Genomic DNA, 13687 nt, shown 5'->3' with positions numbered 1-13687 from the left:
CAGCGGACTGCCCCCATGGTTGATTCTTACGACACCGCCTTCGAAGGCGAAAAAAGCAAAACCCAGATCAAGCGCGAAATGCAGGCGCTGGTCGATATGGGCGAGCGACTGACACTGCTCAAGCCCGACATCCTGGCCAAACTGCCCTTGACCGACGAACTGCGCGCGGCCCTGGAAGAGCACAAACGCCACACGGCGAACGAGGCCAAAAGGCGTCACAAGTCGTTCATCGGCAAGCTGATGCGCGACCAGGACATCGACGCGATCACTGCGTTGCTTGACCAGCTCGACGCCTCCTCGCGCCAGTACAACGAGCGCTTCCACGGCCTCGAACGCTGGCGCGACCGGCTGATCGACGGCACCGACGAAGTCCTGGAGAAATTCGTCCAGGAATACCCGGAAGCCGACCGCCAGCAGCTGCGCTCGCTGATCCGCCAGGCCCAGCATGAGCTCAAGACCAACAAGCCGCCTAGCGCCAGCCGCAAGATCTTCAAGTACATTCGCACCCTCGACGAGGTTCAACGCGGACTGCGTTAAGCCCCGCGACCGGGCAGGCGCCCTGCCCGCCCGGTTTCAACTTCATGCGCCCGTGCCACCCACGGTGATCGCATCGATCTTCAAGGTTGGCTGGCCGACGCCAACCGGCACCGACTGACCATCTTTGCCACAGGTGCCCACACCGCTGTCCAGGGACAGGTCGTTACCGACCATCGACACCCGGCTCATGGCTTCCGGACCGTTGCCGATCAAGGTCGCGCCTTTGACCGGAGCGGTAATTTTGCCGTCTTCGATCAGATAGGCTTCGCTGGTGGAGAAGACAAACTTGCCGCTGGTGATGTCCACCTGGCCGCCGCCGAGATTGGCGCAGTAGATACCGCGCTTGACCGACTTGATGATTTCTTCCGGATCGCTTTCGCCGGCACGCATGTAGGTGTTGGTCATCCGCGGCATGGGCAGGTGCGCATAAGACTCGCGGCGCCCGTTGCCAGTGACCGCCATGCCCATCAGCCGGGCATTGAGTTTGTCCTGCATGTAGCCCTTGAGAATGCCGTTCTCGATCAGCGTGGTGCATTCGGTTGGCGTGCCTTCGTCATCCACGCTCAACGAACCGCGACGACCTTCCAGGGTGCCATCATCGACGATGGTGCACAGGCTCGAAGCAACCTTTTCGCCCATGTGGCCGCTATAGGCCGAGCTGCCCTTGCGGTTGAAGTCACCTTCCAGACCATGGCCGACTGCCTCGTGCAGCAACACCCCCGACCAACCCGAGCCGAGGACCACCGGCAAGGTGCCGGCCGGTGCCGGAATCGCTTCCAGGTTGACCAACGCCTGACGCAGCGCCTCACGGGCAAAGCCCATGACCCGCTCGTCAGTGAAATAGCGATAGTCGGTACGCCCGCCACCGCCATGACCGCCGCGCTCACGCCGACCGTTCTGCTCGACGATCACACTGACGTTGAACCGCACCAGCGGACGCACATCCGCGGCCAGGCTGCCATCGGCGGCGGCGATCAGGATGCGTTCCCAGACCCCGGCCATGCTCACGGTGACTTGCTGGATACGCGGGTCAAGCTTGCGCGTGGCGGCATCGACACGCTTGAGCAGCTCGACCTTCTCGGCACGGCTGAGCACTTCCAGCGGGTTGTCGGTGCCATACAGCTGGGTGACATCCTGACTTTTGAACGCCTGCACACTGCCATTCTGCCCGGCACGGGAAATCGAGCGGGCGGCACGGGCAGCCGAGGTCAGGGCTTCAAGGTTGATGGCGTTGCTGTAGGCGAAACCGGTTTTCTCACCAGACTGGGCACGTACGCCCACACCCTGGTCGAGGTTGAAACTGCCTTCTTTGACGATTCCGTCTTCAAGCGCCCAGGATTCGGAAATCTGCCCCTGGAAATACAGGTCGGCAGCATCGATGCCCGGCCCGGCCAACTCTCCCAGCACTGACTGCAGGCTGTCGAGGGTCAAGCCGCCCGGCGCCAGCAGATGCTCGCTGACAGTGGATAACATCTCGCTCATAGTCACTCCGAGGTGTGCGCAGGCCGCAAGGCGTCCTGCGAGAAAAAGCGCCGGTGCAAGGCCACCGGCATCCGCGCCCGGATGGACGCCTGTTCGCTGCTGTCGCGTTCGCCCAGCAGCACGGCCTCGCCGCTGGCCTGTTCGGCGATGATTCGCCCCCAGGGATCGACGATTGCCGCATGACCGTAAGTTTCCCGTGGCCCCGGATGGGTACCGCCCTGCGCGGCAGCCAGGACATAACACTGGGTTTCAATTGCCCGCGCGCGGATCAGCACCTCCCAATGCGCCGCCCCGGTCACGGCGGTGAACGCGGCAGGAGCACTGATCAATTCGGCCCCGGCAGCACGCAAGGCGCTGTACAGTTCAGGGAAGCGCAAGTCATAGCATACGCTCAAGCCCAGCCGTCCGACCGGGGTATCCGCCACCACCACCTGGCTGCCATGCGCATAGTCATCAGACTCCCGATAGCGGCCGCGGTTGTCGGCGACATCGACATCGAACAGGTGCAGCTTGTCGTAGCGCGCAACCGTCTGGCCATGCTCGTCGATCAACAACGAACAGGCATGGGACTTGGCCTCAGGCTGCCCGGCCGGCGGCAACGGCAAGGTGCCAGCCACCAGCCATAACTTGAGGTCGCGGGCGGTCTGTTTCAACCACGGCAGAATCGGCCCCTCGCCCAGCGCCTCGGCGCGCCCGATCGCGGCGCTGTCGCGACGGCCCATGGCGGCGAAGTTTTCCGGCAATACCGCCAGGCGCGCTCCGCCAGCAGCCGCCTGCTCGAGCAATCGCCGAGCCTGCTCCAGGTTGGCCGGGATATCGCTCTGGCTGACCATCTGGATCACTGCTGACTTCATTGGCGCTCCCTAGGCTACTTTTCGAAGGGTTTGATAAAGCTGATTTTAGGCTCTTTCCACGGACCTTCGACGCGATAGTGCACGCTGGCATAACGCGCCACACGATCACCCAGCAGACGATCAACCAGGAACAAGGCACCACCGACCGCCGGTGCCCCGACAATCAAGGCTGCCAGCGGCAGGTTGTTAGTCACCGGCAGGGTCACCTGCAGTTTCGCGTCAACCCGGTCACGGACCATGTCCAGGGTGCCGTCGAGTTCGAAATTGCTTGAAGGTCCGGTCACGGTGATCGGTTCGCGGGTCACATACACACCTTCGCTGGCCACCAGCAGACCTTTGACCCGGTCGTAGCTCAGGCCCTTGTCGAACAGGTCGGAGAAGTCCAGGCGCAAACGCCGGCCAATCGAGTTGAAGTTGAGCAGGCCAAACACCCGCAGGGCCTGTGCGCCCCCTTCAACCTCAACAAACTGACCTTTACGCAAGGCGGCATCGAGGCTGCCGGAGAGGCGTGCCAGGCTGACCCAGGCCGGCGATCCCGGCCAGCGCGCGTCGACGTCCAGACGAAAATCGCGGCTGGTGACCGTCGGGGCAAAGTTCCACGCTTTGAGCACGTCGGCCAGGTTCTTGCCCTCGATGCGTCCCTTGTACCAACTGCCGCTGGCGCCCGGTGCGCCTTCCCAGCCGCCATTGCCGTCGATCTGCAGCCCCTTGAGACTGAGATCAAGGTCATTGAGGGTGATGCCCTTGGCGGTCGAGCGCACCTTGAGCGCTACGCTGCCGAGCAAGTCGTCGCCGCGGTACAGCTTGTCGATACTCAGGTCGATGGACGGAATCTTGCGCGGATCGATCTTGGCCATCGGGTCGGGCGCGTTGGGCACAGCCACCTCGGCCGGATCCTGGGGCGGCAGGTGAATGGTCTGCAGGTTGACCACCAGCGGCGCGCCCTTGGCGTCTGGCAGGCGCGCGTTGCCGATGACTTCCTTGCTGTCCAGGCGCAACGCCCAATTGTTCGGGTTACGCTGCAAGCGCACCACTGCCTGGTTCAGTTCAAGGCCGACGCCCTTGAGCCGGGCAATGCTCAAGTCGACACTGCGCAATAGCTGGCGGGCACTGCCGCCTGGGTCCTTGCCGGCCAGACTGTCCATTTGCTGCTGCCAGGGTGCCAGGTCAAGTTCAGCCAGTTTGCCGCGCACCTGCAGGCCCTGGGCGCTGGGCAATTGCGCGCTGCCACCACCAAACACCAGTTCGCCACGGCCCTGATCGAGCTTGTCCATGGGCGCGGCATAGAGCATGTTGGCGACATCGGCGTAGCTGGCGTTGAACCGCCGCTCAGGCCCTTGCAGGGTCATACCGAACTGGCTGTTGCGGGTTTCTCCGGCTGTTTTGCCGAAGGGTGCAGGCAGGTTGATGGCCAAGCCTCTGAGACTGGAGTCAACCTTGAGCTGATTGTCACGGCTGCCCAGGTTGAGCTGCAGCTGATAGGGCAGCTCGCCGGACAACGGCAAGGTCTGCTTGACCTGCAACCATTGGGTCAAGGTGGTGAGCGCTACCTGACCTTTGGCCTCGACCCGGGTTTGCAACTCACCCGGTTTACCCTCGGCAAAGATCTGCGCGGTGATCGGTTTGTCGAATACTCGTGCGCTGATGTCCTGGCCGCTGAGGCCCTTGCTGTAGTCGAAGCGGAACGCACCCTTGAGCTGCTGCAGTTCAATCACCGGGGCGGCAATTTTCAGTCGCGCATCGTTGGTGTCGAAATCCACTACTACCTGCGGTTGCTGGCCCTTGGCCAAGGGGATATCGAGCTTCAGCTTACCCTTGAGGCTACCCTCACCTTCCCAGCCCGCGAACATGGCCGCCGTGCCAATTGGCGCTTCCTGGAGGATTTTCAGGCCATCACCCAGACCGCCATCGAATGCCCCATCCAGGTACATATGCGGGTGCTCACCACTGGCGACGTGGGGAATGTTGACCTGCACATCGCTGACTTTGGTATCGAGCAGTTGTCCGCGCCGGGCATTGACGCGCACGCCCTCATCGTCGATGTACACATCACCATCGACCTGCTGCACCTGCGGCCAGCCAGGCTGGAAATCCAGCGCAGCGTCATGGACCTTGAAGAACAGGCTGATGCTGCGCGCCTGTTCGGATGCACCATGATTGAGCGAACCCTGGTACTGGAAATAGCCTTCGTCGACCGCGCCTTTGAGGATCGCGGTGCGCAGCCATTCATCCAGCGCCGGACTCAGGACCTCGGGCAGGTACTTGGCGGTGTAGCGTCCATCGCCATCGACCAGGCCGACACGCAGGTCCATGTAGTCTTCACGTGCTTCATCGAACAGCAGACGGATGAGGAAGTCACCGGCGATCTTGCCCTCTTCGCCCAACACCTTCAGGTAGGGGGCGATCAGGGTGAAGCCTTCTTGGTCGAGGCGCCAGGTCAGGCGCGCATTGGCTTTCTGGTAATTCCACGGTTTGGCGAAGATCGGGTAGAGGTGGAGCATGAAAGCGTCAGTGTCCAGGCGCAACTCGCCATGGCCCAGGTCACCGCTGATGCTACCGCTGACGTTCCCCGCCGCTGGCGCACCGTGATAGGCACTGAAGCCCACGCGCTCAAGATTGGCGGCAAAGCTCAGACGCTGGTCCCCGCTTGCCTTCGGGCGGATATCGAGCAGGACATTGCGCAAGCTGCCCTTGACCTTCAGCCCTTCGACCACGGCCATGACCTTGTCCGGCAAGGGTGCCAGCGACTGGATCAGGGGCGTGAGCGGGGTCAGGTCGAGGCGATCGGCCTGGATTTTCCAGGATTCTTCAGCCGCCTCGCTGGCAGCGTTCTGATTCAGTTGCAGGTGCGATTCCCAGCGGTTCTTGCCCAGGCTCAAGGCCAGCGAATCGAGCTGCACATCAAAACCTTGTTCGCGGCGCTGGAACCAACCATTGAGCGCGAGGTTTTCCACCTTGGCTTCTTCACGACCGGCATAGGAGCCGCGTAACTGCGGTGCATTCAGGCGTACCACGGTGCTTTGCAGCTGGCCCTTGCTCCAGTTCAGCCAGAATTCACCCCCGGCTTTAAGCTCCTTGGCCTGCCATTGCCCCAGCAAGCGCGGCGGCAGCCAGCGCGCCCAGTCACTCTGGGGCAAGCTGAGGTAGGCATCGAGCTGGCCATCACGCCAGTGGGCCGGACGCACGCGGCTGCGCACGCTCATGGCCACCGGTTGACCATCGGGCAAAGTCAGGCGCAGGTCCAGACGCTGGCGGCTGCTGCCGGTCTGCAAGCCGAGGCTGACATAAGTGAGGGTCATCGGATCGCGCTGGAACGGCTCGAGCGTGACCTGACTGTCGAGCACGGTGATCTTCGCCACCGCTTGCATGCGCTCGAGCAACTGCTGCGGATCCAGCGGCTTGTCGTCGGTTTTCGGCAACCCGTCGAGGGTCCAGGCGCCCTGTTCATCTTCGTGCAGGCTCAGGTGCAGGCCCGCCACTTCCAGGTTGGCCAGGCGCAGCTGACGCTCACTCAGGCTGGCCCACAGATCCGGCACCACCTTGACCCCGTCCAGGCGTAACGCTGTGACACCTTCGCCGACTTGGATATCGTTGACCACCAGCACCGGCGCCAGGCCGCTCCAGTGCCCTTCCAGGCTGCCGATGTGCACAGGCAGGCCCAGGGCCTGTTCGGCTTTGTCTTCGACTTCGGCGCGGTATTCGGCCACCAGTGGCACCAGTTGCCGGCCCAGGCTGACGTACAACGCCACCAGCACGGCCAGCAAGGCACAGATACCCAGGCCCCAGCGGGTCATCGCGCCAAGAACGCGGATCAGACGCTCCATGGCAATGGCCCTCCAATTCGAGCCTTAACTATGGCCGCAACCGGGCGCTTTGCCAGCCCCTGCAGCAGCCCGGTGAATTCGGGCCTCAGAGCAGCACCACATCGTACTGTTCCTGGGAGTACATCGATTCGACCTGAAAGCGAATGGTTCGGCCGATGAACGCCTCAAGCTCAGCGACGTTGCCCGACTCTTCATCCAGCAGCCGGTCGACCACTTTCTGATTGGCCAGCACTCTATAGCCTTCAGCTTGATAAGCACGGGCTTCGCGCAGAATTTCGCGGAAAATCTCGTAACAAACCGTCTCCGGGGTTTTCAGCTTGCCGCGCCCCTGGCAGCACAGGCAGGGCTCGCACAGCACCTGCTCAAGGCTTTCGCGGGTACGCTTGCGCGTCATCTGCACCAGACCGAGCTCGGTGATGCCAATGATGTTGGTCTTCGCATGGTCGCGTTCGAGCTGCTTTTCCAGGGTGCGCAACACCTGACGCTGGTGCTCCTCGTCTTCCATGTCGATGAAGTCGATGATGATGATGCCGCCGATATTGCGCAGGCGCAGTTGCCGGGCAATGGCAGTGGCCGCCTCCAGGTTGGTCTTGAAGATCGTCTCTTCAAGGTTGCGGTGGCCAACGAATGCCCCGGTGTTGACGTCGATGGTGGTCATCGCTTCGGCCGGATCGACCACCAGGTAACCGCCGGATTTAAGCGGCACCTTGCGGTCCAGGGCGCGCTGGATCTCATCTTCGACGCCATACAGATCAAAGATCGGCCGTTCGCCCGGGTAGTGCTCAAGACGGTCGGCAATTTCCGGCATCAGTTCGCCGACGAACTGCGTGGTTTTCTGGAAGGTTTCCCGCGAGTCGATGCGGATCTTCTCGATTTTCGGGTTGACCAGGTCGCGCAGGGTACGCAAGGCCAGGCCCAGGTCCTCATAGATTTCCGTTGGCGCGCCGACCGTCTTGATCTGCGCACCGATCTGGTCCCAGAGCCTGCGCAGGTAGCGGATATCCATGAGGATCTCATCAGCCCCGGCGCCTTCGGCCGCGGTACGCAGGATGAAGCCGCCGGCATCCTGGATGTTTTCCTGGGCGACGCAGTCGGTCACCACCTGCTTGAGGCGCTCGCGTTCGGCTTCGTCTTCGATCTTCAGGGAAATACCGACATGACTGGTGCGCGGCATGTACACCAGGTAACGCGAAGGAATCGACAGCTGGGTGGTCAGCCGCGCACCTTTGGAACCAATCGGGTCCTTGGTGACCTGCACCACCAGGCTCTGGCCTTCATGCACCAGCGCACTGATGCTTTCCACCGACGAGCCTTCGCGCAGGGAGATTTCCGAGGCGTGGATAAATGCGGCGCGATCCAGGCCGATGTCGACGAAGGCCGCCTGCATCCCGGGCAACACGCGAACCACCTTACCCTTGTAGATATTGCCGACAATGCCACGCCGCTGGGTGCGCTCGACATGCACTTCCTGAAGAACACCGTTCTCCACCACCGCCACGCGTGATTCCATCGGTGTGATATTGATCAGAATCTCTTCACTCATGGCAGGCTCTCGTCAAAGGACTTCAGTAATGATGGATCGCTCGTCGGCGACTGGCTAGCAGCAGTCTTGTCCTGTCCTCGCTTAACGGGCCGACAACGGCTGCCAACAGGGAATGGCAAATTGCCCAAGCAGCTCGGCGGTCTCACTCAGCGGCAAGCCCACCACCGCCGAATAACTGCCCTCGATGCGTTGCACGAACACCGCGCCCAGGCCCTGGATGGCATAGGCGCCGGCTTTGTCCAGCGGCTCGCCGCTGGCCCAGTAAGCTTGAGCTTCTTCGGTAGAAATCGGGCGAAAACGTACCTGGCTGGCGACACATACGCTCAGGCAGCGCTGCTGATCGGCGACCGCAACGGCCGTCAGCACCTGATGCTCACGGCCCGAAAGCGCGGCAAGCATGGCCAGGGCATCGTCGCGATCAACCGGTTTGCCCAGGATCTGCCCATCGAGCACCACCGCGGTGTCAGCGCCGAGCACCGCCAGCGCAGTGCTCGCCTCAACAGACCCCAGTGCCGCCAAACCGGCGCTGGCCTTGGCCCGCGCCAGGCGCTCGACGTAAACCGGCGCGGCCTCGTTCGGCAACGGGCTTTCGTCGACCGTAGCACTGAGCGTGGTGAAAGGAATGCCGATCTGAGTCAGCAATTCCCGACGGCGGGGTGAACCAGAGGCCAGGTACAGCGGGGTCATCGTGACTTCTCCCTGTCAACGTCGGGAAGCGGGCTCAGTTGATGCTCAGACGCAAACGCAGCCCGCGCAGGGCGAAGCTGATCCACGGCCAGAGCAACGCGCTGATGACCGCCGACCAGATCAGCGCCAGGGTCGGCAGGCGGTTGCCGGTCAGCGCACTCAGCCACAGTTGCACCAGCTGGGCCAGGCCGAAGACCACCAGGATCACCAGGCTTTGCTGCCACATCGGGAACATCCGCAGGCGCTGCTGCAAGGTCAGCACCAGGAAGGTGATCAGGGTCAGCACCAGGGCGTTCTGCCCCAAGAGCGTGCCGTACAGCACATCCTCGGCCAGGCCCAGGATAAACGCCGTGGTCATGCCGACCTTATGCGGCAGGGCCAGGGTCCAGAAAGCCAGGAGCAAGGCCAGCCACATCGGCCGGAAGACTTCCATGAACTGCGGCAACGGTGAAACGCTGAGCAGCAGGCCAATTGCGAAGGTCAGCCAGACCACCCAGCCATTTCGGCTGCGAGTACTCACCATCAGTGTCTCTCCCGGGATGGGGTCGTGGCAGCGCCGCTGGCGGCAGCCGGGGCTGCGGGGGCGGCCGCGGGCGATGCGACTGGAGCCGGGTTGGCAGGCATCGTCGCTGCTGGCGCGGGCGCCGCAGCAGGAACGGGCGTGACGCCAGGCTGTGCGGGTGCTGCCTCGGCATTGCCAGGCAAGCCCTGACGGTCAGCCGCCTCCTGGGCCATGGCGGCATCGGTGGCACGCTGCTCGGGGGTACGGCTGTCGGTAAACACCAGCAACAGGTAGCGGCTACGATTGAGGGCCGCAGTCGGAACTGCGCGAACAATGGCGAACGGCTGGCCGGAGTCGTGAATCACTTCTTTTACCGTGGCCACCGGATAGCCAGCCGGGAAGCGCTGCCCCAGGCCCGAACTGACCAGCAGGTCGCCTTCCTTGATGTCGGCGGTATCGGCGACATGGCGCAGTTCCAGGCGCTCAGGGTTACCGGTACCACTGGCAATCGCCCGCAGGCCGTTGCGGTTGACCTGCACCGGAATGCTGTGGGTGGTGTCGGTTAGCAGCAGAACCCGCGCGGTGTAAGGCATCAGCTCGACCACCTGGCCCATCAGGCCGCGGGCATCGAGCACCGGCTGGCCAAGCACCACGCCGTCACGCTCGCCCTTGTTGATCAGGATGCGGTGGGTGAACGGATTGGGGTCGACACCGATCAGCTCGGCGACCTCGACCTTCTCATTGACCAATGCCGACGAATTGAGCAGTTCGCGCAGGCGCACGTTCTGCTCGGTCAAGGCCGCGAGCTTCTGCACGCGCCCTTGCATCAGCAAGGCTTCGGTCTTGAGTTTTTCGTTCTCGGCGATCAGCTCGGTGCGACTGCCGAACTGGCTGGCAATCCCCTGCCACAGGCTCTGCGGCAAGTCGGTGATGTGATAGGACTCCATCAGCACCAGCCCCATCTGGCTGCGTACCGGTTTGAGCAGGGTGAAGCGCGCATCGACCACCATCAGGGTGATCGCCAGCACAACCAGCACGAGCACGCGCACACCCAACGAAGGGCCCTTGGCGAAAAGCGGTTTAATAAGCCGCTCCTCGTGGACGACGATTCAAGAGGTCATTCATACGGCAACGCACCGGCCTGCTTGTGGATTGACGGAAAATGACGCCCACACGGACGTCAGCCCAGCACATACAGGTAGCACTGTGAGCACTACCTGTAAACCGGGCGGCATGTTTGCTGCAGCCAGCTTACTCGCTGGAGAGCAGGTCCATGGTGTGTTTGTCCATCATTTCCAGGGCGCGGCCACCGCCACGGGCAACACAGGTCAGCGGGTCTTCGGCAACGATTACCGGCAGGCCGGTTTCCTGGGCCAGCAGCTTGTCGAGGTCGCGCAGCAGGGCGCCACCACCGGTCAGCACCAGGCCACGCTCGGCGATGTCCGAAGCCAGCTCCGGAGGCGATTGTTCCAGGGCGCTCTTGACCGCCTGAACGATGGTCGCCAGGGATTCCTGCAGGGCTTCGAGCACTTCGTTGGAATTGAGGGTGAAGGCACGTGGCACGCCCTCGGCCAAGTTACGGCCGCGAACATCGACTTCACGCACTTCGCCACCTGGGTAGGCGGTGCCGATTTCCTGCTTGATACGCTCGGCGGTGGATTCGCCGATCAGGCTGCCGTAGTTACGGCGCACGTAGGTCACGATCGCTTCGTCGAAGCGGTCACCACCGACCCGTACGGATTCGGCATAGACCACACCGTTGAGGGAGATCAGTGCGATTTCAGTGGTACCACCACCAATATCGACGACCATCGAACCACGGGCTTCCTCGACCGGCAGGCCGGCACCGATAGCGGCAGCCATGGGCTCTTCGATCAGGAAAACTTCGCGGGCACCGGCACCGAGGGCCGATTCACGAATGGCGCGACGCTCGACCTGGGTCGATTTGCACGGCACACAGATCAGTACCCGCGGGCTTGGCTGCAGGAAGCTGTTCTCGTGAACCTTGTTGATGAAGTACTGCAGCATTTTTTCGCAAACGCTGAAGTCGGCGATCACGCCGTCCTTCATCGGACGAATGGCAGCAATGTTGCCGGGCGTACGGCCCAGCATGCGCTTGGCTTCGGTACCTACTGCGACGACACTTTTCTGGTTGCCGTGAGTACGAATGGCCACAACCGATGGCTCATTCAGGACGATACCGCGCTCACGCACGTAAATAAGGGTGTTGGCAGTGCCCAGGTCGATAGACAGATCGCTGGAAAACATGCCACGCAGTTTCTTGAACATGGGAAAGTGACCCTAGGCAACGCGTGGGTAAAAAAGTGCGGCAAACTCTAACAACGGCGGGGATTTTGGGCAAGGCGCCAATATGTTAAATTGGCAGTTTTTCCGAGCAAGCCAGCACACAATCGCGGCCTTATGACCGTAAATCTGCCAGCATGTTCCTCATCGCGGACCAAATCCGTAGTTGTTTCCCCAGGAGATCCCCATGGCGCTTGAACGCTGCGACGTGGAAAAGATCGCCCATCTGGCCCGACTGGGCCTGAATGAAGCCGATCTGCCACGCACTACCGATGCCCTGAACAGTATTCTGGGACTGGTCGACCAGATGCAAGCCGTCGACACCACTGGCATCGAGCCACTGGCGCACCCGCTGGAAGCCAATCAGCGCCTGCGCGCCGATGTGGTAACAGAAAGTAACCATCGCGACAGTTACCAGGCCATCGCCCCGGCGACGGAAAACGGCCTGTACCTGGTTCCGAAAGTCATCGAGTAAGGGAATAGAGCCTGCCATGCATCAACTGACCCTGGCCGAGATCGCCCGCGGACTCGCCGACAAAAAGTTTTCTTCCGAAGAGCTGACCCGCACCCTGCTGGCGCGGATCAACCAGCTCGACCCGCAACTCAACAGTTTCATCAGCGTCACCGAAGAGCTGGCCATCAGCCAGGCCCGCACCGCCGACGCCCGTCGCGCCGCCGGTGAGAACGGCCCGCTGCTCGGCGCGCCTATCGCCCACAAAGACCTGTTCTGCACCCAGGGCATCCGCACCAGCTGCGGCTCGAAGATGCTCGACAACTTCAAGGCCCCGTACGACGCCACTGTGGTCAGCAAGCTGGCCGAAGCCGGCACGGTGACCCTGGGCAAGACCAACATGGACGAGTTCGCCATGGGCTCGGCCAACGAATCCAGCTACTACGGCCCGGTGAAAAACCCGTGGAACCTGGAGCACGTACCGGGCGGCTCGTCCGGCGGCTCGGCGGCGGCCGTGGCGGCACGCCTGCTGCCGGCGACCACCGGCACCGACACTGGCGGCTCGATCCGCCAGCCGGCGGCACTGACCAACCTCACCGGTCTGAAACCGACGTACGGTCGTGTTTCGCGCTGGGGCATGATCGCCTACGCCTCCAGCCTCGACCAGGCTGGCCCGCTGGCACGTAACGCCGAAGACTGTGCCCTGCTGCTGCAAGGCATGGCCGGTTTCGACGCCAAGGACTCGACCTGCATCGATGAGCCGGTGCCGAACTACAGCGCTGGCCTGAACGGCTCGCTTGAAGGCCTGCGCATCGGCCTGCCGAAGGAGTACTTCGGTGCCGGTCTCGATCCGCGCATTGCCGACCTGATCCAGGCCAGCGTCAAAGAGCTGGAAAAGCTCGGTGCCGTGGTCAAGGAAATCAGCCTGCCGAACATGCAGCACGGGATTCCGGCGTACTACGTTATCGCCCCGGCTGAAGCCTCGTCCAACCTGTCGCGCTTTGACGGTGTGCGCTTTGGCTACCGTTGCGAGAACCCGGCCGACCTCACCGACCTGTACAAACGTTCCCGTGGCGAAGGCTTCGGCGCCGAAGTGCAGCGCCGCATCATGGTCGGTGCCTATGCCCTGTCGGCCGGCTACTACGACGCCTACTACCTGCAAGCGCAGAAGATCCGTCGCCTGATCAAGAACGACTTCATGGCCGCCTTCAACGACGTCGACGTGATTCTCGGCCCGACCACGCCAAACCTGGCCTGGAAGATCGGCGCCAAGAACAACGACCCGGTCGCCGCGTACCTGGAAGACGTCTACACCATCACCGCCAACCTCGCGGGCCTGCCGGGCCTGTCGATGCCGGCCGGTTTTGTCGACGGTCTGCCGGTTGGCGTGCAACTGCTCGCCCCGTATTTCCAGGAAGGCCGCCTGCTCAACGTCGCGCACCGCTATCAGCAAGTGACTGACTGGCACACTCGCGCACCTAACGGCTTCTGAGGGATCACCAC

11 protein-coding genes are annotated in these 13687 nt (G+C 62.6%); 3 read left to right on the top strand and 8 right to left on the bottom strand.

The window, feature by feature from the left end:
* The first annotated feature begins 15 nt into the window (after positions 1 to 15).
* On the top strand, positions 16 to 537 hold the full coding sequence (gene yjgA, locus NPS47_RS15825) for a ribosome biogenesis factor YjgA (RefSeq protein WP_274295789.1): 522 nt from the start codon (positions 16 to 18) through the stop codon (positions 535 to 537).
* Between the two features lie 42 nt (positions 538 to 579).
* Here yjgA and tldD read toward each other — a convergent pair whose 3' ends face one another.
* The 8 genes from tldD to mreB all read right to left on the bottom strand — a co-directional run bounded on the left by tldD (position 580) and on the right by mreB (position 11718).
* Positions 580 to 2019, bottom strand: a complete 1440-nt coding sequence (tldD, locus tag NPS47_RS15820) for a metalloprotease TldD (protein ID WP_274295788.1) — start codon at positions 2017 to 2019, stop codon at positions 580 to 582.
* A 2-nt stretch (positions 2020 to 2021) separates the two neighbouring features.
* Positions 2022 to 2873 (bottom strand): carbon-nitrogen hydrolase family protein, encoded by an 852-nt coding sequence (locus NPS47_RS15815; protein ID WP_274295787.1) that lies wholly within the window; start codon positions 2871 to 2873, stop codon positions 2022 to 2024.
* 14 nt (positions 2874 to 2887) lie between these two features.
* Positions 2888 to 6697, bottom strand: a complete 3810-nt coding sequence (locus NPS47_RS15810; protein ID WP_274295786.1) for a YhdP family protein — start codon at positions 6695 to 6697, stop codon at positions 2888 to 2890.
* 85 nt (positions 6698 to 6782) lie between these two features.
* Positions 6783 to 8240, bottom strand: coding sequence for a ribonuclease G (rng, locus tag NPS47_RS15805; RefSeq protein ID WP_038614418.1), 1458 nt, complete (start codon positions 8238 to 8240; stop codon positions 6783 to 6785).
* 81 nt (positions 8241 to 8321) lie between these two features.
* Positions 8322 to 8927 (bottom strand): Maf family protein, encoded by a 606-nt coding sequence (locus tag NPS47_RS15800; protein ID WP_274295785.1) that lies wholly within the window; start codon positions 8925 to 8927, stop codon positions 8322 to 8324.
* Positions 8928 to 8961: 34 nt separating this feature from the next.
* Positions 8962 to 9450 carry a rod shape-determining protein MreD gene (mreD, locus tag NPS47_RS15795; protein ID WP_274295784.1) on the bottom strand — a complete coding sequence of 163 codons (489 nt, stop codon included), beginning with the start codon at positions 9448 to 9450 and terminating at the stop codon, positions 8962 to 8964.
* Positions 9450 to 10484, bottom strand: a complete 1035-nt coding sequence (mreC, locus tag NPS47_RS15790) for a rod shape-determining protein MreC (protein ID WP_274295783.1) — start codon at positions 10482 to 10484, stop codon at positions 9450 to 9452. The genes mreD and mreC overlap by 1 nt, the downstream gene beginning before the upstream one ends.
* Positions 10485 to 10680: 196 nt before the next feature.
* Positions 10681 to 11718: a rod shape-determining protein MreB gene (gene mreB / locus NPS47_RS15785; protein WP_008371426.1), complete on the bottom strand. Its 1038-nt coding sequence runs from the start codon at positions 11716 to 11718 to the stop codon at positions 10681 to 10683.
* A 202-nt stretch (positions 11719 to 11920) separates the two neighbouring features.
* Between mreB and gatC the strand changes: the two genes are divergently transcribed.
* Positions 11921 to 12208, top strand: a complete 288-nt coding sequence (gene gatC / locus NPS47_RS15780) for an Asp-tRNA(Asn)/Glu-tRNA(Gln) amidotransferase subunit GatC (RefSeq protein WP_038614429.1) — start codon at positions 11921 to 11923, stop codon at positions 12206 to 12208.
* A gap of 16 nt (positions 12209 to 12224) precedes the next feature.
* Entirely contained in the window at positions 12225 to 13676 is a 1452-nt protein-coding gene (gene gatA, locus NPS47_RS15775) for an Asp-tRNA(Asn)/Glu-tRNA(Gln) amidotransferase subunit GatA (protein WP_274295782.1), read from the top strand.
* Positions 13677 to 13687: the final 11 nt, after the last annotated feature.

The organism is Pseudomonas putida (assembly GCF_028682475.1).
GTDB classification, from domain to species: domain Bacteria; phylum Pseudomonadota; class Gammaproteobacteria; order Pseudomonadales; family Pseudomonadaceae; genus Aquipseudomonas; species Aquipseudomonas putida_AG.
Note: the sequence above shows the minus strand (reverse complement) of the source record. Positions and strands in the feature narration are given on the sequence as shown.

Coding starts and splice junctions, on each gene's coding strand:
- yjgA (WP_274295789.1), top strand. CDS start 16: ATGGTTGATTCTTACGACACCGCCTTCGAAGGCGAAAAAAGCAAAACC.
- tldD (WP_274295788.1), bottom strand. CDS start 2,019: ATGAGCGAGATGTTATCCACTGTCAGCGAGCATCTGCTGGCGCCGGGC.
- NPS47_RS15815 (WP_274295787.1), bottom strand. CDS start 2,873: ATGAAGTCAGCAGTGATCCAGATGGTCAGCCAGAGCGATATCCCGGCC.
- NPS47_RS15810 (WP_274295786.1), bottom strand. CDS start 6,697: ATGGAGCGTCTGATCCGCGTTCTTGGCGCGATGACCCGCTGGGGCCTG.
- rng (WP_038614418.1), bottom strand. CDS start 8,240: ATGAGTGAAGAGATTCTGATCAATATCACACCGATGGAATCACGCGTG.
- NPS47_RS15800 (WP_274295785.1), bottom strand. CDS start 8,927: ATGACCCCGCTGTACCTGGCCTCTGGTTCACCCCGCCGTCGGGAATTG.
- mreD (WP_274295784.1), bottom strand. CDS start 9,450: ATGGTGAGTACTCGCAGCCGAAATGGCTGGGTGGTCTGGCTGACCTTC.
- mreB (WP_008371426.1), bottom strand. CDS start 11,718: ATGTTCAAGAAACTGCGTGGCATGTTTTCCAGCGATCTGTCTATCGAC.
- gatC (WP_038614429.1), top strand. CDS start 11,921: ATGGCGCTTGAACGCTGCGACGTGGAAAAGATCGCCCATCTGGCCCGA.
- gatA (WP_274295782.1), top strand. CDS start 12,225: ATGCATCAACTGACCCTGGCCGAGATCGCCCGCGGACTCGCCGACAAA.